This window comes from Myxococcales bacterium, assembly GCA_016720545.1.
GTDB lineage: Bacteria > Myxococcota_A > Polyangia > Polyangiales > Polyangiaceae > JAAFHV01.
The window spans coordinates 233,154-252,933 of record JADKKK010000034.1 but is presented as its reverse complement, the minus strand read 5'-3'; the positions used below and the strand labels follow the sequence as shown (position 1 = coordinate 252,933).

At 72.0% G+C, this 19,780-nt stretch carries 14 protein-coding genes and 2 pseudogenes; 9 read left to right on the top strand and 7 right to left on the bottom strand.

The features are described from left to right. Window positions 1–109: 109 nt before the first annotated feature. The gene (locus IPQ09_27735) at window positions 110–2,074 is read left to right on the top strand and encodes an ATP-dependent DNA helicase RecQ (GenBank protein MBL0197938.1); all 1,965 of its coding nucleotides are present in this window, start codon (window positions 110–112) and stop codon (window positions 2,072–2,074) included. Between the two features lie 620 nt (window positions 2,075–2,694). After that, window positions 2,695–3,765 carry a peroxiredoxin family protein gene (locus IPQ09_27730; protein ID MBL0197937.1) on the top strand — a complete coding sequence of 357 codons (1,071 nt, stop codon included), beginning with the start codon at window positions 2,695–2,697 and terminating at the stop codon, window positions 3,763–3,765. Between the two features lie 13 nt (window positions 3,766–3,778). On the opposite strand, the pseudogene ychF reads toward IPQ09_27730, so the two are convergent. Beyond that, window positions 3,779–4,886, bottom strand: a pseudogene (gene ychF / locus IPQ09_27725) (redox-regulated ATPase YchF). 139 nt (window positions 4,887–5,025) lie between these two features. Here ychF and IPQ09_27720 point away from each other — a divergent pair. After that, complete coding sequence (locus IPQ09_27720; protein ID MBL0197936.1) at window positions 5,026–6,657, top strand: VanW family protein; 1,632 nt, start codon at window positions 5,026–5,028, stop codon at window positions 6,655–6,657. Between the two features lie 83 nt (window positions 6,658–6,740). Here the strand turns inward: IPQ09_27720 and IPQ09_27715 are convergent, their stop codons facing one another. Continuing rightward, window positions 6,741–7,559, bottom strand: a complete 819-nt coding sequence (locus tag IPQ09_27715) for an acyltransferase family protein (GenBank protein ID MBL0197935.1) — start codon at window positions 7,557–7,559, stop codon at window positions 6,741–6,743. 270 nt (window positions 7,560–7,829) lie between these two features. Next, the gene (locus IPQ09_27710; protein MBL0197934.1) at window positions 7,830–8,618 is read right to left on the bottom strand and encodes a hypothetical protein; all 789 of its coding nucleotides are present in this window, start codon (window positions 8,616–8,618) and stop codon (window positions 7,830–7,832) included. 23 nt (window positions 8,619–8,641) lie between these two features. On the opposite strand from IPQ09_27710, the gene coaBC reads away from it, so the two are divergent. Then, window positions 8,642–9,874 carry a bifunctional phosphopantothenoylcysteine decarboxylase/phosphopantothenate--cysteine ligase CoaBC gene (coaBC, locus tag IPQ09_27705; GenBank protein MBL0197933.1) on the top strand — a complete coding sequence of 411 codons (1,233 nt, stop codon included), beginning with the start codon at window positions 8,642–8,644 and terminating at the stop codon, window positions 9,872–9,874. 182 nt (window positions 9,875–10,056) lie between these two features. Here the strand turns inward: coaBC and IPQ09_27700 are convergent. Beyond that, window positions 10,057–10,275 (bottom strand): annotated as a pseudogene (locus tag IPQ09_27700) (DUF255 domain-containing protein). Window positions 10,276–10,430: 155 nt separating this feature from the next. Next, window positions 10,431–10,982 (bottom strand): excisionase family DNA-binding protein, encoded by a 552-nt coding sequence (locus IPQ09_27695; protein ID MBL0197932.1) that lies wholly within the window; start codon window positions 10,980–10,982, stop codon window positions 10,431–10,433. A 231-nt stretch (window positions 10,983–11,213) separates the two neighbouring features. Here IPQ09_27695 and IPQ09_27690 point away from each other — a divergent pair, with 231 nt between their 5' ends. Continuing rightward, window positions 11,214–11,837, top strand: coding sequence for a sigma-70 family RNA polymerase sigma factor (locus IPQ09_27690; protein MBL0197931.1), 624 nt, complete (start codon window positions 11,214–11,216; stop codon window positions 11,835–11,837). A 111-nt stretch (window positions 11,838–11,948) separates the two neighbouring features. Next, a complete protein-coding gene (locus IPQ09_27685) occupies window positions 11,949–13,211 on the top strand; it encodes a serine/threonine protein kinase (GenBank protein MBL0197930.1) in 1,263 nt (420 codons plus the stop codon). Between the two features lie 29 nt (window positions 13,212–13,240). Here the strand turns inward: IPQ09_27685 and IPQ09_27680 are convergent, their stop codons facing one another. After that, on the bottom strand, window positions 13,241–13,768 hold the full coding sequence (locus IPQ09_27680) for a gamma carbonic anhydrase family protein (protein ID MBL0197929.1): 528 nt from the start codon (window positions 13,766–13,768) through the stop codon (window positions 13,241–13,243). After that, window positions 13,765–15,249 (bottom strand): tRNA (N6-isopentenyl adenosine(37)-C2)-methylthiotransferase MiaB, encoded by a 1,485-nt coding sequence (gene miaB / locus IPQ09_27675; GenBank protein MBL0197928.1) that lies wholly within the window; start codon window positions 15,247–15,249, stop codon window positions 13,765–13,767. Before miaB ends, IPQ09_27680 begins: the two co-directional genes overlap by 4 nt. Window positions 15,250–15,382: 133 nt before the next feature. Here miaB and IPQ09_27670 point away from each other — a divergent pair, with 133 nt between their 5' ends. The 3 genes from IPQ09_27670 (at window position 15,383) to IPQ09_27660 (ending at window position 19,752) form a co-directional block, all read left to right on the top strand. Beyond that, the gene (locus IPQ09_27670) at window positions 15,383–15,856 is read left to right on the top strand and encodes a hypothetical protein (GenBank protein ID MBL0197927.1); all 474 of its coding nucleotides are present in this window, start codon (window positions 15,383–15,385) and stop codon (window positions 15,854–15,856) included. A 106-nt stretch (window positions 15,857–15,962) separates the two neighbouring features. Continuing rightward, entirely contained in the window at window positions 15,963–17,759 is a 1,797-nt protein-coding gene (locus IPQ09_27665; protein ID MBL0197926.1) for a long-chain fatty acid--CoA ligase, read from the top strand. An 85-nt stretch (window positions 17,760–17,844) separates the two neighbouring features. Then, window positions 17,845–19,752 (top strand): carboxypeptidase regulatory-like domain-containing protein, encoded by a 1,908-nt coding sequence (locus IPQ09_27660; GenBank protein ID MBL0197925.1) that lies wholly within the window; start codon window positions 17,845–17,847, stop codon window positions 19,750–19,752. Window positions 19,753–19,780: the final 28 nt, after the last annotated feature.

Sequence of the window (19,780 nt, the reverse complement as noted above, 5' to 3'; positions counted from 1 at the left end):
GGTGGCGAAGTGGAGTGGAGGCGAGCGCGCGCCGCCGACACCCAGCTCCCCGAAGAGATGCTCACGGCGGCCTGGGTCGTCCGGGCGCGTGCTAGCTTCCGCGCCGAGGATGGGCTCGACCGAACCGACGCGCGCCGCCGACTCTCGCGCGGGCTCCCCCACGCGCGCTGCGCGCGCTGCGCTCTCCGAGGTCTTCGCGCTCCGAGAGTTCCGCCCGTGGCAGTGGGACGCGGTGACCGCGCTGCTCGAGGGGCCCGGGCGGGTGCTCGTGGTCGCCCCGACCGGCGGCGGAAAGTCGCTCACCTACCAGCTCCCCGCCGTCGTGCTCGCGGGCACCACCCTCGTGATCTCCCCGCTGGTGGCGCTCATGGAAGACCAGGTGCGCGGGCTCGCTGCGCGCGGCGTGTCGGCCACGTTCATCGCGTCGACCCTGGAGATCGACGAGCGTCGCCGGCGGGAAGAAGGGCTCTCTCGGGGCGACTACAAGCTCGTGTTCGTCGCGCCCGAGCGGCTCGGCTCAGGGGCGTTCCTCGCGCGGCTGGCGCGCGCCGACATCGCGCTCGTCGCGATCGATGAGGCCCACTGCATCGCCCAGTGGGGCCACGACTTTCGCCCCGACTACCTGCGCATCGGCGAGCTCTTGCGGGTGCTCGCCCCGCCGCGCGTGCTCGCGTGCACGGCCACCGCGACCCTCGCGGTGCGGCGCGAAATCGTCGCGCGCCTCGGCCTCGACCAGGGGCCGGGCTACGAGGAGATCCTCCGCGGGTTCGCCCGCCCGAACCTCCACCTCGCGGCGTGCGCGGTCGACGGGCCGAAGCAGGCGCGCGAGCTCACGGTCGACGCGCTCACGCGGGCCCTCGGCGGGCGGGGCGCCGCGCCCGCTGGAGGCGCGATCGTCTACGCCGCCACGCGCCGCGCCGCCGAGACCTGGACCGAGGTGGTGAAGCAGCTCGGCCATCGATGTGCGACCTACCACGCGGGCCTCGACGGCGAGGTGCGCGCGCGAGTCTCCGCGGCGTTCTCGGCGCGCGAGCTCGACGTCGTCGTCGCGACGAACGCCTTCGGCATGGGGATCGATCGCCCCGACATTCGCCTCGTGGTGCACGTGCAGCCCCCGGGGTCCGTCGAGGCGTATTATCAAGAGGTGGGGCGCGCCGGCCGAGATGGCGACGAGGCGCACGGGCTGCTCCTGTGCTCGTCGGCCGACATCGCCGTGCGCCGCCGCCTCGCCGCGCTCGACGGAGGCGGCGCCGAGGCCGAGCCCGAGCTCGCGGGTCGGGCGTGGGGGCAGTTTCGTGCAGTCCTCACGTATCTGGACGCGGGCTCCTGCCGCCACGACTTCATCCTCCGCCACTTCGGCGACGAGCGCGAGACGCTCGGAGGTTGCGGGCACTGCGACGTGTGCGAGCGGCTCGACGCGCTGGCAGACCGCGGCCCGCAGGGCGCCCCCACCGAGGCCGAGGCCTCGCTCGCCGTGCGCAAGGCGCTCTCCGGCGTCGCTCGTGCCAAGGAGCGGGCCGGCCTCACCGCGGTCGCCGCCATGTTGGCCGGGAAGGTCGACGCGCGGGTGCAGCGCTTTGGCTTCGACCGCCTCAGCACGTTCGGCCTGCTGAGGGGCGAGGGTGAGCCCTGGTCGCTCGCGCTGCTGCGCGCGCTGTTGGCTGCGGGATACATCGATCTCACGCCGACCGAGCACCCCGTACCGCGCGTGACCCGCGAGGGGTGGGAGGTGCTGCGGAGCCAGGAGCCCGCGCGAGTGCTCTTGCCACCCCGTGGTGTCGAGGCGCGGCGAGGCGCCGGCCGGCCCCGCGGACAGCGCGCGCCGAGCATGGAGCCCTCGATCGACGCCGACGACCGCGCGTGCTTCGAGCGCCTCCGCGCCGTGCGCGCCGACCTCGCGCGCGAGCGCCGCGTCCCCGCGTACGTCGTCGCCCCCGATCGCGCGCTCGCCGAGGTGAGCCGGGTGCGGCCGCGGTCGCTCGCCGAGCTCGGGGCGGTGAGCGGCTTCGGGCCGAGCCGGCTCGAGGCCTATGGCGACGCGATCCTCCAGGCCGTCGGCGAGCCGCCCTCGTGAGCCCGCTCGCCGCAGAGAGGTCCCGTGGTCGCCCCGCGCGTCGAGGTTCGGCCAAGGACGAAATCCTCGGTCCTTCGACCCGATCGGTGCTCTAGCACACCTGCAAGACTTCATTCTCGCAGTGGTGGTAGTTGGCCGCGGAGCGGACGAGCCGGAGGGGTGAATCGGCCAGCTTTGTGGCCGAGAGGGGGCGCCGCGCCCCCTACGAGACAGGGCTAGTCCCCTGGAAGCGTGATCCCTTCCAGAAGTCGCGCGGGTTCGGCCTTTCGCCACAAGGGAGCGAGGGGGTGTCCCGTTTTCGGCGGCGGTGGGAGGATACTCATGTTCGAGGGTCGGCGTTCTCGCGCGGTCACACCCGAAAGCACTGTCCCCTGAGCGCAAAGCGCCGCCTCCACCGCGCGGAACGACGTCCGAGTTGAGGACGGGCCCGCCGCCGCCGAAAACGGGGCACCCCCTCGCTCCTCGGCATGACACCGAAGACCGGACTTCTGATACGAACCACGACTCCAGGGGACTAGCGCTACTGCCGTTCGCGCAGCGAACAGCTCCGCGAGAGGGAACCTCTCGCAGTAGTGCTAGAGGACCCACGCGTCACCACACGCGGAGAGAGAGGCGCGACGATGGCAGCAGACAAGAGCGCGACGACGAAGGCCCCTCGGGCGCGGCTCTCCGCGCTCGCCTGCGCGCTCGCGGTCGTCCACGGAGGGGCCGCTTGCGCCCCGTTTCACCTGGAGCGCGCGGCGGGCCCGCGCCTCGACACCGCCTCGACGCGCGCGCCGGACTTCTCTCTGACCTCGCACACCGGCCGCGTCGTCGCGCTCCACGACGCGCTGCGCGCGGGACCCGTGATCGTGGTCTTTTACCGAGGGCAATGGTGCCCTTGGTGCAAGGAGCAGCTCGGCGAGATCGCCCACGAGTACGCGTCCATCACCGAGCGCGGCGCCATCGTCGTGGCGGTCAGCGTCGACCCGCACGAAGACTCGGTCGCGTTCGCGCGTGCCTATGACCTGCCGTTCGACCTCCTCGAGGACAAGGGGGGCGCGGTCTCCGCCAAGTATGTTGGCCTCGACGTGACCGGCTACTCGATGCCGGGCGTCTTCGTCATCGGCGCGGACGGCACGCTCGTCCTCCGCCACCTCGGCAAGAACGCCTCCGACCGCGTCCACAGCCCCGCGCTCCTCGCGGCCCTCGCCGGCGCGCCCGGAGCGCGGACGCTGCCGGCCGGCGGGCGCCGCGGCGGCTTCGCGCCCGAGGAGCGCGCGCAGCTCCGGCTCGACCTCGGGGCCGGCACCTCGTCCGACGCAGTCGGGAGCGCGCCTTCGGTCCTCTCCGGGAGCGTGGGCCTCTCCGCGCTCGCGCCGCTCGGCGCCCGCGCGCTGATCGGGCCCGAGGTGCGCTTCTCTGGCGCGCCGCACGCGGTCGACACGAACCTCGCTGTGAAGGTTCGCGCGCTCTTCCTGGACGGCCTCGACGAGCTCTACCTGGCGCCTTCAGGCGGGCTCACTGTGCCGCTCGAGCGCGCGGAGGGGGTGGGCTGGAACGTGGGCGCCAAGCTCGGCGATCAGCTCCTCCTGCGGCCATCGTGGGGAGTGTACCTGCAGGGCGGGCCGACGTTCGCGCGCACCTACGGCGCCCGCGACACGAGCACGCTCCGCTTCACGATCGACGTGGGCACCACCTGGGCGTTCTGAGACGCGCGACGGGCTAAACGTTGAAGCGGAAGTGCACGACGTCGCCGTCGCGCATCACGTACTCCTTGCCCTCGATCGCGAGCTTGCCTGCGTCGCGGCACTTCGGCCTCGCTGCCAAGGCGCACGAGGTCCTCCCACCACATGACCTCGGCCTTGATGAAGCCCTTCTCGAAGTCGGTGTGGATGACGCCCGCGGCCTGCGGGGCGCGCGCGCCAACCTTCGTGGTCCAGGCGCGCACCTCGACCTTGCCGGCGGTGAAAAAGGTAAGCAAATTTAGCAGCTTGTATCCTGCGCGGATCACGGCGTTGAGGCCCGGCTCGGAGAGGCCGGCGGCCTCGAGGAAGGCGGGGCGGTCGGCCGGCTCGAGCTCGGCGATCTGCTCCTCGAGCGCCGCGCACACGGCCACGATCGGCGCGCCCTCGGCGTCGGCGTGGGCCTTCAGCGCCATGTAGTGCTTGTTGCCCTCGAGGTTCGTGAGCGAGCCCTCGTCGACGTTGGCCACGTAGAACGCGGGCTTCGCCGTGAGCAGCTGCATGTCGCGGAGGACGGTCGCCGCGTCGTTGTGGTCGGGGAGCTGGAACGTGCGGGCGGGCTTCCCGAGGTCGAGGTGCTTGGCGAGCGGCTCGCACATGTCGGCGGCGAGCTTCTCGATGGGGTTCTGTCCCTTCAGCATTTTTCGCGCGCGATCGAGGCGCTTCTGCACGGTGTCGAGGTCCTTCAGGCACAGCTCCGTGGTGACCGTGGCGATGTCGCTCACCGGGTCGACGCGGTTCTCGACGTGCACCACGTTCGCGTCCTCGAAGCACCGCGCGACCTGCACGATCGCGTCGACCTCCCGGATGTGCGAGAGAAACTGGTTCCCCAGCCCCTCGCCCTTCGAGGCGCCGCGCACGAGCCCGGCGATGTCGACGAAGTTCACCGTGGTGGGGACGAGCTTGTCGGCGTGGATCACCGTGTCGATGGCGGCCATCCGCGGATCGGGCACCACCACGACGCCCACGTTGGGCTCGATCGTGCAGAACGGGTAGTTTGCGGCCTCGGCCTTGGCGGACGAGAGCGAGTTGAAGAGGGTGGACTTCCCGACGTTGGGGAGCCCGACGATGCCGACCGAGAGCGCCATGGCGCCGCGACTATCACGCCGAGGCGCTCGCGCGCAACGCGCGCCCCGCGCCTCGTACGTTTCGTCCTGGGGCCGTCTCCAGCCTCGCAATTCCGCGCGCGCGCCTTGATTTTTTTCGACGGGCGCTCGAAGAAGGGGCGTGGGGAAGGCGAGCCCAGCGCTTCAGCAGTTTCGCGGCCCCGACGGTCGCGTGCACCTCGCGCGAATGTCGGCGTGCGCGCTCCTCGGCGTGTTCGCCGCGGTGCTCGCGGTGCCGCCGCGCGAGACGGCGCCGCGAGGCGCGCCGACGCCCACGCCCGTCGTCCTCCTCGATCGCAAGCCCCTGCCGCTCGACGGTGACGCCGACCGCACGCTCGAGGCGGCGCGCTCGATCGCGCGCGACTACGTGGCGCTCCCGCTCACGGTGAAGGTCGAGGGCGGTCGGTCCATCACGCGACCTCGCTCGGACCTCGGCGCGCGGGTCGACCCGGAGCGGCTCCGCGCGGTCGTGGCGCAGCTGCGCGATCCCCGCTCGGCCATGCGCCGCGCGCACCACCAGGTCGCGCGGGACAAGCCCCTGGAGCTGCCTCTCCCGGTGGGGGTCGACACGGCGCGCGCGGAGGCGGCGCTGCTGCAGGTGAAAGACGAGCTCGATCACGCGCCCCGGAACGCGCGGCTCGACTTCAAGGCGCGCAAGGTGCTGCCCGACGAGCCCGGGCAGCGGGTCGACGTGTACGCCACGCTCGCGCGCCTCGACGCCGCCGTGCTGAAGGGCGAGGGCGAGGTCTCGGCCGTGGTCGAGACCATCCCCGCCACGCGCACCGCCGAGCAGATCCGCGAGGTGCGGTACGACGACGTCCTTGGGTATTTCTTCACCAAATACGCGCGCGACAACGCCCACGAGGCGCGCACCTTCAACCTGCGCATCGCGGCCTCCAAGCTCGACGGCCACGTGCTCATGCCGGGCGAGACCTTCGACTTCAACGAGGTGGTCGGCTCGCGCGACGAGGCGCACGGCTACAAAGTCGCCACGGTCATCTCGCAGGGCGAGCTGGTCGACGGCATGGGCGGCGGCACCTGCCAGGTGTCGGGCACGCTCCATGGCGCGGCCTTCTTCGCGGGGCTCGAGGTGGTGGACCGGCGCCCGCACACGCGGCCGAGCGGCTACATCAAGATGGGGCTCGACTCGACCGTCGTGTACCCCACCATCACGCTGAAGCTCCGGAACCCGTTCCCGTTCGCCGTGGTGCTCCACGAGACGGTCGAGAACGGCGAGGTGCGCGCCGAGATCCTCGGTCCCCCACGTACGCGCGACGTGACCTTCTTCCGCAAGATCGGCCAGGCGACGCCCTTCAAGGAGAAGGAAATTCACGACCCGAAGATCCCGAGGGGCGAGCGCGTGCTCACTCAGCGCGGCATCCCCGGGTTCTACGTCACGCGGTATCGCATCGTGCGCGACGGCCCCTTCGCGGCGCGGGAGAAGTCGATCGACTCGTACCCGCCCACGGTGCAGATCTGGCGCGTCGGGACCGGCGAGCCCGACAAGAGCTTCGAGGCGAAAGACGACGGCCACCCCGAGTACGTGGCCGACGAGCTCCTCACGATCATGCAGGGGCCGAGCGCCCGACCCGGGAGCGCGGAGCGCGGCGGGGCCACGGTCGAGTCGCGCGTCGCGGGGAAGTACGGCTCGTACGGGTGGACCGTCCGCGAGGGCTTCACCAAGGAAATCAAGCCGCGCGAGGGGAAGAGCCGCGGCGAGCCGAAGGACCCGCAGAACCCCGGGGTAGACTGACACGCCGACCACCGCGTCGGCCGCGCCGGGGGTGCTCGGGTCGGGCGGTCACGGCGGCCGAAGTCCTGCAGGGGCGCGGGGGGTCACCAGAGCGCGCGCAGTCGCGCACGTCGGCCATGGCCACCCTCGCGCGACAGCGCGTCGAGCCCGGCCTGCATCGCCCCCACCACATCGTCGCTGCACCTCGCGACCGCCTCGGGGTCGTCCGCCGCCTGCGCGGGGAGATCCCACGCGATCGGCGCGAGCACGCGAATGCGAATGCGGACCGGCATCGGGAGGTAGGGCATGGGACCCACCGTGACGCCCCACGGCAAGCAGAGCACGAGGGGCAACACCTCGATGCGGGTGAGCCGCTTGAGGCCGAGGCGCCGCACGAGATCGCTCCCGTCGCTGAGCACGTGGAACGCCTCGTGTGCGCCTGCCGAGACGATGGGAACGACCGGCACCTGCGCCCGCAGCGCCGCGCGAACGAACCCGCGGCGCGCGCCGAACACGATCTCGCCCGCGCGGGACGCAGGCCGGAACGCGTCGATGTCGCCGCCGGGATACACGAGCACCTTGCACCCCCGGCGCAGGAGCGCGATGGCGCTCTCCTGCCGCGCGGGCACCGCCCCGACGCGCAGCAGCAGCTCACGCACCCCGGGCACTCGAAAGCCCATGTCGTGGGCCAATCCGTAGGCGGGCTCGTCGACCCCGAAGTGCCGCCACCACGCGACCATGAGCGCGAACATGTCCGGGGACATGATGCCGCCGTTGTGGTTCCCGACCGCGAGCGCCGCCCCACGTGGGACGCGCTCGAGGCCCTCGACCTCCGTGTGGTGATAGCGCTCGACCCACGCCGCGAGCGTGTCGAGGTGTCGGCGAATGAACTCGGGATCGCGCGCGTCGCCGAGGTCTGGCATCCCGCGAGCCTACCACCACCTCCGACCGCACCGGGCTCGCTCGCGGTCGTCGCGGGCACGGGGGCGTTCGTCGGCGACTTGCTCCGCGGCGGCCTCGTGGGCACGGGCGCGGAGCTCCATTTCTACATGTGCGACGTGCCAGGAAATGCCCGTAATATCGGAAGGTTACTCGTGCTCGAGGCTCGCTCGGCGACCACTTCGTCGGTCATTTCGGCCCGGTGCCGCGCGAGGAGGCCGTCGCGCGGTTCCTCGAGTAGGGCGACTTCGCGCCTACTTCGCCGGCCCTTGCCCGGCCGGCGCCCCGTCGCGCGGGGTCGCCGCGTCGCGTGTCGCTCCCGCGTCGCGAGGCGTCGCGAGCGGCGGGGCCAGCGACGGCGCGAGCGGCGGCTCGCGGCCCGCCGGGCTCGCCGCGGGGATGCCGGCGTCGGTGAACGCCTCGAGCTCCACGGGCGCGCCACCGGCGGAGAGCTTCGCGTCGAGGCGCACCTTCTCGAGGTACGACACCACGCACGCGCGCTTGTCGGCGATCGCGAGCGCCACCTCGACGGTCAGGCTGACCTTGCCGTTCTTCTGCGGCTTCTCCGTCAGCTCGAACGTGCCGGGCATGGCGCACTGCTCGACCGCGATGTTCACCGGCGCCGGGAGGGTCTTCGCGCGGCACGTGAGGTCGTTGGCGGCAAAGCTCGCGGCGCGCGTGCCCACCTGTCCCCGCTGAGTCGCGTGGCCGTAGCACTCGATCGCGTCGCCCGAGTCGAAGCGCATGGCGACCTCGGTCTCGCCGCGGTCCTCGAGGGTGAGGGTGCAGGTGCGTGTCCAAGTGGAGTCGGCGCGCCCGCCGCCGCGGTAGCTACCCGCGAAGGTGCAGGGGCCCGTGAAGGTGCCGGTGAGGCGCGCGGGCTTCGAGCAGCCGAGCGCGCCAAGGGTGAGGCCACACGTCAACGCGAAGCCGTGCGCGAACGCGAACGCGGCGGCGCGCGGGGGCGGCGAGGTGCGCGGGGCGGCGCGTGCGAGGCGCGCCGGGGCGAGGGCGACCACGCGATCGATCGGGAGCAGCGGCACGGAAAGGACGGTACCATGGCGGCGTGACAGCCCTCGAAGGTCGGACGGTCGTGCTTGGAATCACTGGGAGCGTCGCGGCCTACAAGGCCGTGGAGGTCGCGCGTCTGCTGCTGAAGGCGGGCGCGCGCGTCGAGGCCGTGATGACCCGCTCGGCGGAGCGCTTCCTCGGCCCGGTGACCCTCTCGGGGATCACCGGGCGGCCCGTGCTCCGCGACATGTGGGACCCCTCCACGCCGGGAGAGCTCCACGTCGCCCTGGCCGACCGCGCCGACTGCGTGCTCGTCGCCCCGTGCACGGCGGACGCGCTCGCGCGGTTCGCCGCAGGTCGAGCCGATGACCTGCTCACCGCGCTGGTGCTCTCGGCGCGCGGCCCCGTGCTCGCGGCGCCCGCGATGCACCCGCGCATGTGGGACCACCCGGCCACGCAGCGGAGCGCGCGTACGCTCGCGGAAGACGGCCGCGTGACGCTCGTCGGCCCCGCGTTCGGCGAGGTCGCCTCGGGAGACGTGGGTCAGGGTCGCATGGTCGAACCGGCGGCGCTCGTCGCGGCGGTCGGCGCGGCGCTCGGCCCTCGCGATCTCGCCGGCATGAAGGTGCTCGTCACCGCCGGTCCCACACACGAGGCGCTCGACCCCGTGCGCTTCTTGGGGAATCGGTCGAGCGGCAAGATGGGCTTCGCGGTCGCGCAGGCCGCTCGCGCGCGAGGCGCCGAGGTCGTGCTCGTGGCGGGGCCCGTGGCCGAGCCCACGCCAGCGGGCGTTCGCCGGGTCGACGTCACGACGGCGCTCGAGCTCGGCGCTGCGATCGACGCGGAGGTCGGGCCAGACGTCGACGGCGTCGACCTCTTGGTCATGGCCGCCGCGGTGGCCGACTTTCGCCCGGCCAACCCGAGCGACCGCAAGATCAAGAAGGCCGCGGGTGCGCCGCCCCCCTCGGTCGAGCTCGCGCAGAACCCCGACCTGCTCGCGGGCCTCGGCGCCCGGCGGGCGGCGCGCGGGCACGCCGGCGCGGTGCTCGTGGGGTTTGCCCTCGAGACCGGAGAGGACCCGGAGATCGCGGCCTATGGAGAGCGAAAGCTCCGCGACAAGGGCGTCGATCTCGTCGTGGCCAATCGGGCCGACGAGTCGCTCGGGCGCGGCACGAACCGCGTCGCGCTGATCGGCCGTGACGGCGCTACGTGGCTGCCCGAGGCCACGAAAGAGGCCCTCGCCGAGCGCATCCTCGACCGCGCGCTCGCGCTGTCGCGGGCGCGCTGAAGGGCGCGCGAGCTCGAACGGGTCACCGCTTCTTCTGAAGTTGCGCCGCGAACACCTCGGGATCGGTCGTCGGCAGCTCGCACGCGCCGCGCTCGCACACGTACGCGGTCGCCTGGCCCCTGCGGGCGGTCTTGCCGGTCACGAGCGGCGCGACGCGCTCGAGCCGCGCGCGCTCGGGGCCGTCGCCCGAGCCTCCTCGCCGTGTCGAAGGCCTCGTCGCCCCACGCGTACCAGTTCACCGGGTTGTGGGCGTGCTGCAGGAGGTAAGGGCTGGTCTCGAGGAGCAGGCGGTTCGTGTACTTGGGCGAGCCATCGGCGTTCTTGTGGCGAGTGCGCGGCGCGTACGAGGGGCCCTTCGCGCGGAGGGCCTCCGCGAGCTTCGCAGCCAGCGAGGGAGACACGCTGGCGAGCACCCCGTCTGCGGTCTCCGTCGGCTCGGTCGGCGGCGCGCTGGCGCTGGTGCGGCCGCACGACGAGCCGCCGCCGAGCGAGAGCGCGAGGCCGACCACGCCGGTCGCCAGGGCTCTCCAGACGGCGTCGGTCGCGCGCGCCGCCCTCACGGCTGCGCGAGGCGCGCGAGCTCTGGCGCCAGCGACGTGAGGGCGCCCTTGGCGGTGACGGCCCGAGCGCCCGCGTCGAGGTAGCTCGCGACCTTCGCCTTCGGCGCCTCGCAGACGAAGACCGGCAGCCTCGAGGTGGCCGACGCGGCGGCGAGCGCGAGGAGGGCCTCGAGCACGTCCATCCCGGGCAGCAGGGCGTCGAGCACCAGCGCGCGCGGCGGAGACGTCGCGACTGCGAGGAGCGCCCCCGCGCCGCTCGTCGTCACCACCACCTCCACGTCGAGCGGCCGCAGCGCGCGCCGCAGCGGGCGGATGTCGAGGTTGCCGCGCTTCGCGAGCAGCACGGTCAGCTCGCGTGGGCTCGCGGCGGCCGGCATCGGGAGCCCCTCGGCCTCGCAGAACGCGACCACATCTTCGGCGCGCACGCGGTAGTGCTCGCCCGGCGTCTTGACGGCCGGGAGCTTCCCCGTGCGGAGCCAGGCCGTCACGGTCCGCGGGTGGATGCCCCACGCCTTCGCGAGGACGCTCGGCCTGACGAGGGCGGCCATACGGTCGACCGTAACAGCGGAGGTCGGCCGGCGCACGCCACGACAGGGAGCGTAACAGACGGCGTAACACTCGCGGGGCTGTTACGCCCGGTGTTGCGCTCCCGGAGACGACCTGTAACACCAGAAAACAAGCAATATCAATGTTTTGAAGGTGTTGTGGTCGCTGGCATGGCGTCTGCATAAGGGTCAGTGCGGCGTCACAGTGGCGCTCGGCACGGAGGGACTCGACCAATGGCTCACGCACTCAACAGCAAGGTGGCACCGGTGGACGCGTTCTCGAGCGACGAAGCCCTCGTCGCGGGGCTCGTGGCCAAGGAGCCCCGCGCGTGGCGTGAGCTTCAGACCCGCTACGGTCGCATGGTGACCCGCTGCATCGCGAAGGTGACCCGCCGCTTCTCGTCGCGCGTCTCCGAGGAGGACGTCCGCGAGATCGAGGCGACCTTCATGGTGTCGCTCTTCGCGAACGACATGCACAAGGTGCGCTCGTTCGACGCCTCGCGCGGTCACCGCTTCTCGAGCTGGCTCGGCATGCTCGCCATCAACTGCGCCTACGACCACCTGCGCTCGGTGAAGCGCGAGCCGCTGAAGGAGATCCTCGGCGACGACCTCGACCTCGCGTCGGAGCTTCCCGATCCGTTCGAGGCGACCGCGTCCCGCGAGCGCGCCCGCATCGCCTCGGAGTCGCTCGCCGCCTTCAGCGAGAAGGACCGCACCTTCGCGGAGCTCTACTTCGTCGAGGGCCTCGAGCCCGAAGCGGTCGCGCGGGTCATGAACATCAGCGTCAAGACCGTGTACTCCAAGAAGCACAAGATCCAGGCCCGCCTCGAGGCCGCGTTCTCGCAGATGGCGGCCTGAGGGCCGGCGCCGCCGCCACCGCCCGCGGCGAGCAAGAAAACAAGCCCCGAGCGCGCCCAGCGTGCGCTCGGGGCTCGCGTTTCGTCTCCCGATGGACCACTCTGGGCGCGAATGGACTCGGACCCGCTTGCCCTCGTCGGGACGACGATCGCCGACAAGTACCGCGTCGAGTCCGTGGTGGGAGAGGGCGGGTTCGCGGTGGTCTACAAGGCCACCCACCTCGTCTGGAACCTGCCCGTCGCGCTGAAGGTGTTCAAGGCGCTCGGCGAGGTGCGCGAGGCGCGCCGCAAGCAGCTCTTCGACGACTTCGTCCGTGAGGGCAGCCTGCTCGTGGAGCTCTCCGAGCGCTCGACCGCCATCGTGCAGGCGCGCGACATCGGGACCGTCACCCTGCCGAGCGGCGAAGACGTGCCCTTCATGGTGCTCGAGTGGCTCGACGGCGTGACCCTCGAGGCGCTGCTCGCCCGCGAGCGCGTGGCGGGGCGCACCCCGCGCTCACTCGACGCCGCGGCTGCGCTGCTCGCGCCCGTGGCCGAGGCGCTCGCGCTCGCCCACGCGAAGGGCATCGCGCACCGCGACGTGAAGCCCGGGAACGTATTCGTCGTGGGCGACGCGGACGGCGACCATAAGGTCAAGCTGCTTGACTTCGGCATCGCCAAGGTCGTGCAGGAGGCGGCGAAGGAGGACTTCCGCAAGACGACAGGGCGGTCGTCGTTCACCCCGCTCTACGCCGCGCCCGAGCAGTTCGACCGCACCCTCGGCGGCACCGGCCCGTGGACCGACGTGTTCGCGTTCGCCCTCGTGTTCGTCGAAGTGCTCCTCGGCCGGGAGGCGCTCGAGGGCGAGAGCCTGCTCGAGCTCGCGCGCGCGGCGTCCAACGAGCGCGTGCGGCCGAGCCCCCGAGGTCACGGGCTGGAGGTCTCCGACGCCGTGGAGGCCGTGTTCCTCCGCGCCCTCCGCGTCTCACCCGAGAGTCGCTACCAGGACCTCGGCGAGATGTGGCTCGCGTTCGGTCTCGCGCTGGCCGCCTCGGGGCACGAAGCGCTCGCGCCGCGTGGATCGCTCCGCGGGGTCCGGGTTGGGTCGCTGCCCGCGCAGCGGCCGGCGCCGGCCGCGAGCGTCGAAGGGCGCGAGGCGACCGACGTGGCCAAGACCACGGTCACGCCCAGTGATCCACCTCTTCCGAGCGGCGCGCCGCCGCCCGCGCCTCAGCCCACGTTTCCCGCGCCCGCGGCTCCCGCGCCGCCGCTCCCCACGTTTCCCGCGCCCGATCCGAAGGCGGCCCGTGGGCTCGCGGCCCTCGTCGTGGGCCTCGCGCTGCTCTTCGTCGTGACGGGCGCGCTGCTCGCCGCGTTCGCCTTCGACAAGATCTGAAGGGCGCTCACGCGGCGCTCACGCGGCGCTCACTGGGCGATGGGCTCCACGTCGCGGCGGAAGGTCGCTCCGGCCTCGATGTACGCCGCGACGGTGCTCTTCACCCAGGCGAGGTCTCGCTCGGTGAGCTCGCGCACCACCTTCGCCGGGCGGCCCATGACCATCGTCATGGGCGGCACCACCATGCGAGGCGGCACGAGCGAGCCTGCCGCGATGATGACGTCGTCGCCCACGACGGCGCCGTCGAGGATGGTGCTGCCCATGCCCACGAGCACCCGATCGCCGATGGTGCAGCCGTGCACGAGCACCATGTGGCCGAACGTGCAGTCTGCGCCGATGTTGACCCCCGCCTTGCCGCCGGTCACGTGCACCACCGAGTTGTCCTGGAGGTTCGTGCGCGCGCCCACGCGAATGGGCTCGAGGTCGCCGCGGAGCGTGACGGAGAACCAGATGCTCACGTCGTCGCCCAGGGTGACGTCGCCGATCACCGCGGCGTTGGGTGCAATGTACACGCGCTCGCCGAGCCTCGGTCGCGCGTCCTTGTAGCGGTAGATCATGGCTCGCCGGGCGTGACGTCGACGGCCGCGGGCGGCGGCGCGAGGGGCAGGAGCCGCCGCCGCTTCTCGGGCACGCGGCGCGGGGCGCGTAGCGCGAGCTCGGCGAGCTTGGCGAGCGCGGCGGCCGTGGGCGCGCCCGCCAGCGAGTGCTTGTACGCCGCGGTGACGGTCACCTCGACGAGCGCGCCCACCACCGAGGGGCCCACGCTGCTGGGCACCTCGACGTGGACGATCTCGTTCTGGGCCGTGCGGCCCTCGAACGTGCCGCTCTTGCCCTTGCTCGCGCCGTGCACGAGCACCTCCTGCCGCGTGCCAACGAGCGCGCCGAGGTGCGCCCGCCCCAACTCTTCGCCCACCGCGAAGAGGCGCGCGAGGCGGTCGGACTTCTCGGCCTCGGTCACGTCGTCCGGCAGTCGGGTCGAGGGCGTGCCGGGCCTCGGCGAGTACTTGAAGGCGAAGAGCGACGTGAACCCGGCCTCGCGCACGAGCGAGAGTGTCTCGAGGAAGTCGGCCTCGGTCTCCCCGGGGAACCCGACGATGATGTCGGTGGAGAGGGTGATCCCGGGCCGCGCGCCCACGAGCGCGCGCGTGCGCTCGAGGTACTCCTCGCGGGTGTAGCGCCGGATCATGCGACGCAACATGCGGTTCGAGCCCGACTGCACAGGCATGTGCACGTGCCGCGCGAGGACGTCGAGATCGCGGTGGGCGCGCACGAGCGAGGCCGTGGCGTGGCGCGGGTGCGGGCTCGTGTACCGCAGCCGCGTGAGCCCCGGCACCTCGCGCGCGAGGAGGCGGAGCAGCTCGGGGAACTGGCTCTCGTCGGGGTCGTCGCTCTCCGGAGGCGGCAAGAGCGGATCGCGGAAGCTGTCGACGGTCTGGCCGAGGAGCGTGATCTCGCGTGCTCCCGCGGCGACCCACCGCGCGGTCTCCTCGACGATCTCGCGGGCTGGCCGGTAGCGCTCGGGGCCGCGCGTGGTGGGGACGATGCAGAAGGAGCAGCGCTCGTCGCAGCCCTTCATGGTGGTCACGAACGTGGACACCGGGGCCTCGCCCGGCCGGGGCTCGGCGGCCAGGAAGCGCGGCGCGTCGAGATCGAACACCGTGCGCGCGAGCCGCACGCCCCCGGACATGTGGTCGTTCACGAGCGCGGGGAGCTCGCCGAGGTTGTCGGGACCGACCACCAGGTCGATGTGGGGGATGCGCGCGAGCAGCTTCTCGCCCTCCTGCTGCGCGACGCACCCGGCGACGGCGATGACGAGCTCGGGCCGCTGCTGCTTCAGCGGGGCGAGCTTGCCCACCTCGCTGCGGAGCTTCTGCTCCGCCCTCTCGCGCACGCTGCACGTGTTGAACACGATGAGGTCGGCGGTCTCCACGTCGGCGGAGGGCCGCCACCCGTGCGCGCCGAGCACCTCCTCCATGCGGTCGGAGTCGTGCACGTTCATCTGGCAGCCGAAGGTTTGAACGACGTAGCGGCCCGGCATCGGCGAGCGTCTAGCAGATCGCCGGGGTGCGGACGAGGCGGCCGGCCGCGCGAGGGCGCATTTCTCCGCGCCTCCCGCGGCGGGCCGGCTATGCTCCCGGCGCGCTTCGCCGCGGCGAGGCTTGGAGTCCGCCATGAAGTCCGCTCGAACGCCGTCCGTGTCGCGAACCGCCACGCGCCCTGCCACGCGCCCTGCCACGCGCCCTGCCACGCTCGCCGCGGGCTGCCTGCTGCTCGCGCTGGCGGCCTGCAAGAACGACCCGCCCAAGCAGGACGTAGCAAAGGACGCGGCCTCGGCGCCGGTCGCCCGCGCCGGCGTCGCGGCCTCGTGCGAGATGATCTCGGCCGTGGGCAGCTGCACCGAGTGGGCCAAGCTCTCGATGGGGCTCGAGCGCGGCCTGTGCCAGGGCCTGAAGGGCAGCTACGTCGAGGGCGCCGGCGCGGGGTGCACGGCGGCGAACGAGGTGGGGCGCTGCGCGCTCGCCGACGGCGAGGTGAAGCACTACTACGGCGCGTCCGCGAGCCCCACGGGCTACACCCCCGCGGACGCCGAGCGCGACTGCACGAGCCCCGAGCTCGGCGGCAAGTTCACGAAGAGCGCACCGTAAGTATGTAAATTACAACAGGGTGTCGCGCGCAAGCTTTGCGCGCGCCGTCGCGCGCTCGGCGAGCCTTTCCTTTTCGGCGAGGGCCGGTACGGTAGTGCGCAATCCCATGGCCAAATTCGAGACGCTGGTCGACATCTTCGAGAACTCCATCCGCACGTACCCGAACAACGACCTGTTCGGGACGAAGAAGAACGGCGAGTGGGTGTGGACGACCTACCTCGAGTTCGGGAAAGAGGTCGACGCCTGCCGCGCTGGGCTCGCGGCGCTCGGCGTCGAGCGCGGCGATCGCGTGACCATCGTGTCGAACAACCGCGTGGAGTGGGCGGCGCTGGCGTACGCATGCTACGGCCTCGGGGCCGCGTTCGTGCCCATGTACGAGGCGCAGCTCGCGAAGGAGTGGGAGTTCATCGCGAAGGACTGCCAAGCGAAGGTGTTCGTCGCCGCGACGGACGCCATCTGCGAGAAGGCGAAGGGCTTCCTCGACAGCGTGCCCTCGATCACCCACATCGTGAGCCTCGACCCCGCGACGAAGGCGGGGGCGGCCGGAGACAAGGTCGTCTCGTACGCCTCGCTGCTCAAGGAGAAGAAAACGGTCCGGAGCGTGCGCCCCGCCACGACGGACGTGGCCGGCTTCATCTACACGAGCGGCACCACGGGCAACCCCAAGGGCGTGCGCCTCTCCCACAACAACATCGCGAGCAACATCAGCGCGGTGCACGACGTGTTTCCGATGAGCGCGTCCGACCGCTCGCTGTCCTTCCTGCCGTGGGCGCATGTCTTCGGGCAGACCTGCGAGCTCCACGCGCTCTTCTCGATGGGCGCGGGCCTCGCGCTGTGCGAGTCGGTCGAGAAGATCATCGACAACCTCGCGGAGACCCAGCCCACGGTGCTGATGAGCGTCCCGCGCATCTTCAACCGCATCTACGCCAACGTGCAGAAGCAGATCTCGGCGCGCCCGGGCTTCGTGCAGGGGCTGGTCAAGTCGGCGCTCGCCGCGCGCAACAAGCAGCGCGCGGGTGAGGAGCTCGAGCTCGGCGAGGGCCTCGTGTTGGCGCTCACCGACGCGGTGGTGTTCTCCAAGGTGCGCGCGCGCTTCGGTGGCCGACTGCGCTACGCGTTCTCCGGTGGCGCGGCGATCTCCACGGACGTGGCGGAGTTCATCGACGGGCTCGGCATCACCGTCTACGAGGGCTACGGCCTCACCGAGACGAGCCCGATCGCGTGCGCGAACTACCCCGGGGCCCGCAAGATCGGCAGCGTGGGCAAGCCGCTGCCGGGCATTCGCATCGACGTGTCGCCGGAGGGCGAGCTCATCGTTCACGGCCCGAACGTCATGCTCGGTTACCACGATCGCGACGAGGAGAACGCCGCGGTCTTCACCGAGGACGGCGGCTTCCGCACGGGCGACATGGGCCGCGTCGACGACAAGGGCTTCGTGTTCATCACTGGCCGCATCAAGGAGCAGTACAAGCTCGAGAACGGCAAGTACGTCGTGCCCACTCCCCTCGAGGAGCAAATCAAGCTCTCGCCCTACGTCGCCAACGTCATGGTCTATGGCGACAACAAGCCCTACAACGTCGCGCTCGTGGTCGCGAACGTCGCGTCGGTGCGCGCGTGGGGCGCCGAGAACGGCGTCACCGAGGCGAGCGACGAGAAGCTCATCGCCCACGAGAAGGTGCGCGCGCTGTTCAAGGCGGAGCTCGATAAATACGCGGGCAAATTCAAGGGTTTCGAGGACGTGAAAGACTACGCCCTCACCCTCGAGGACTTCACCACGGAGAACGGCATGCTCACGCCGAGCCTGAAGCTGAAGCGCCGCGCCGTGCTCGAGAAGTGGAAGCCCACCATCGAGGCCATCTACGCCAAGAAGAAGTCGAGAGAGGGCGCGGCGGCCACGGCGTAGCGGTCTCGCTCGCGAGGCGCCCCGCATCGAAGGGGGGACTTGCGGGATGTCAACTCCGCCAGGCGCGGCAGCGCGAGGATGGTGCATGCGCACACGTCTCGCTTGCACCGTGCGTGGGCGCACGCTCACCTCCAGCGTCACCGTCAAGCTCGCGCTCGCGCTGGCGCTCGTGCTCACGCCGCGCGGCGCCGGAGCCCAGGTGAGCGGGACCGTGCGCGACGGCGCGAGCGGTCTCCCGGTCCCTGGGGCGCGGGTGCGCCTCCAGGCGACGAAGGTCGAGGCGATCACCGACAGCGCGGGGGCCTTCGTCTTGCCGGCCGTCTCGGGGGCGGGGAAGGTCGTCGTCGCGGCGGTGCCTGGCTCCTACTACGGCTCGGCGACGGTCGTCGCCCCGGCGACGGGAGTCGACCTGGTCGTCACCTCGGCGACCGCGGTCGACAACCCCGCCGTGGACCACGGCACACCGGAGAGCTGCGGCTCGTGCCATCCGTCGTTCTACACGGACTGGAAGGCCTCTCCGATGGGAAAGGCCGGCACCAACACGTGGGTGTACGACGTGTACGATGGCACCGGCGCGAAAGGCGGCGCGGGGCTCGGCGGCTTCGTCTACACGCGCGACAGCGTCCTGGCGAAGAAGAACCCCGCCAGCGAGTGCGCGAGCTGCCACCAGCCGGAGCGGTGGTGGTCTACCCCGTACGCCCCACTGGACCCCATCGGCAGCGGCACGGCGGTGGTGGCGCACGGGGTCTCGTGTGCGGTCTGCCATACGATCGCCCGTGTCGACGCCACGAAGCCCAACTACCCGGGCCTGTGGCCCGGCGTCGTCACCGTGGCGCGCCCCGCGCAGGGCGACAAGGCCATCTTCGGCGTCCTCGGCGACGTGAGCTATCAGCTCAGCGGCTCGATGCGCGCGGCGTACAACCCCCAGCTCCGCGCCGACGTCTGCGCCGCGTGCCACCAGGACAAGAACGATCCCGACGAGAACGGCGACTTCGAGTCGCCCCGCGGCGTGATCTCCGAGCCCACGTACCTCGAGTGGAAGGCGTCGCCGTACGCCGATCCCTCGGACCGGCGCTACGCGACCTGCGTCGACTGCCACATGCGCCCCACGGGCGAGGCGCAAGCCTGCAGCGTGCAGCTCCCTCCGCTTCAGCGGCCGCCGGGCGACGTGCGGAGCCACGCGTTCCCTGGCACGTCGGCCGAGTTCCTCGAGGCCGCCGTGTCGCTCACCTTGACCGCGAACCGCGCCGGCGGCGAGGTCGCCGTCGAGGTGTCCGTACGCAACGACAAGACGGGGCACCACGTGCCGACGGGCGTGACGATCCGAAACATGGTCCTGCTCGTCGAGGCCACCCGCGCGCGGGACGGCGCGGCGTTGAAGCACACGGGCGCGCAGGTCGTCCACGAGCTCGGCGGGGTCGGCGACCCGCGGAAGGGCTACTTCGCCGGGCTCCCGGGCAAGCTGTTCGCGAAGGTGAATGGCGACGTCAACGGAAAAGGTCCGACCTTTTTTACTGACGCGACCAGCATCCTGTGGGACACGCGGATCCCGGCGCTCGGGGTCGACGCGACGAAGTACACGTTCGACGCGCCCCTCGCAGACGGCGAGGTGCGCGTGCGCGCGCGGGTCATCTACCGCCGCTCGTGGCGCGCGCTCGTGGACGCGAAGTCGTGGACGAAGGACGGGCACGGCGCGCCGCTCGAGGACGTCACCGCGCCGAACTTCGGCCACCTCATGGCCCAGGCCGAGGCGACGGTCCCCGCGGACGGCGCCTGCGCCGGGGCGGGCTGCGACGCGGGCCCGCAGGCCGACGCGGGCGGCGTCCCGCCCGTGGAACTCACCTCCCCCGCGGGCTCCACGGGCGGCTGCGCGTGCCGCGCCGCGCCCGTCGACGGTGGCGGGGCCGGAGCGCTCGCGTCGGCGTGCCTCACGCTGGCGCTCGGTGTCGCGGCGTCACGGCGTCGTGGTGCGGGCTCCAACCGGGGCCTCTGATGGCGCCGCGGTGTGCGCGGAGGTAGGG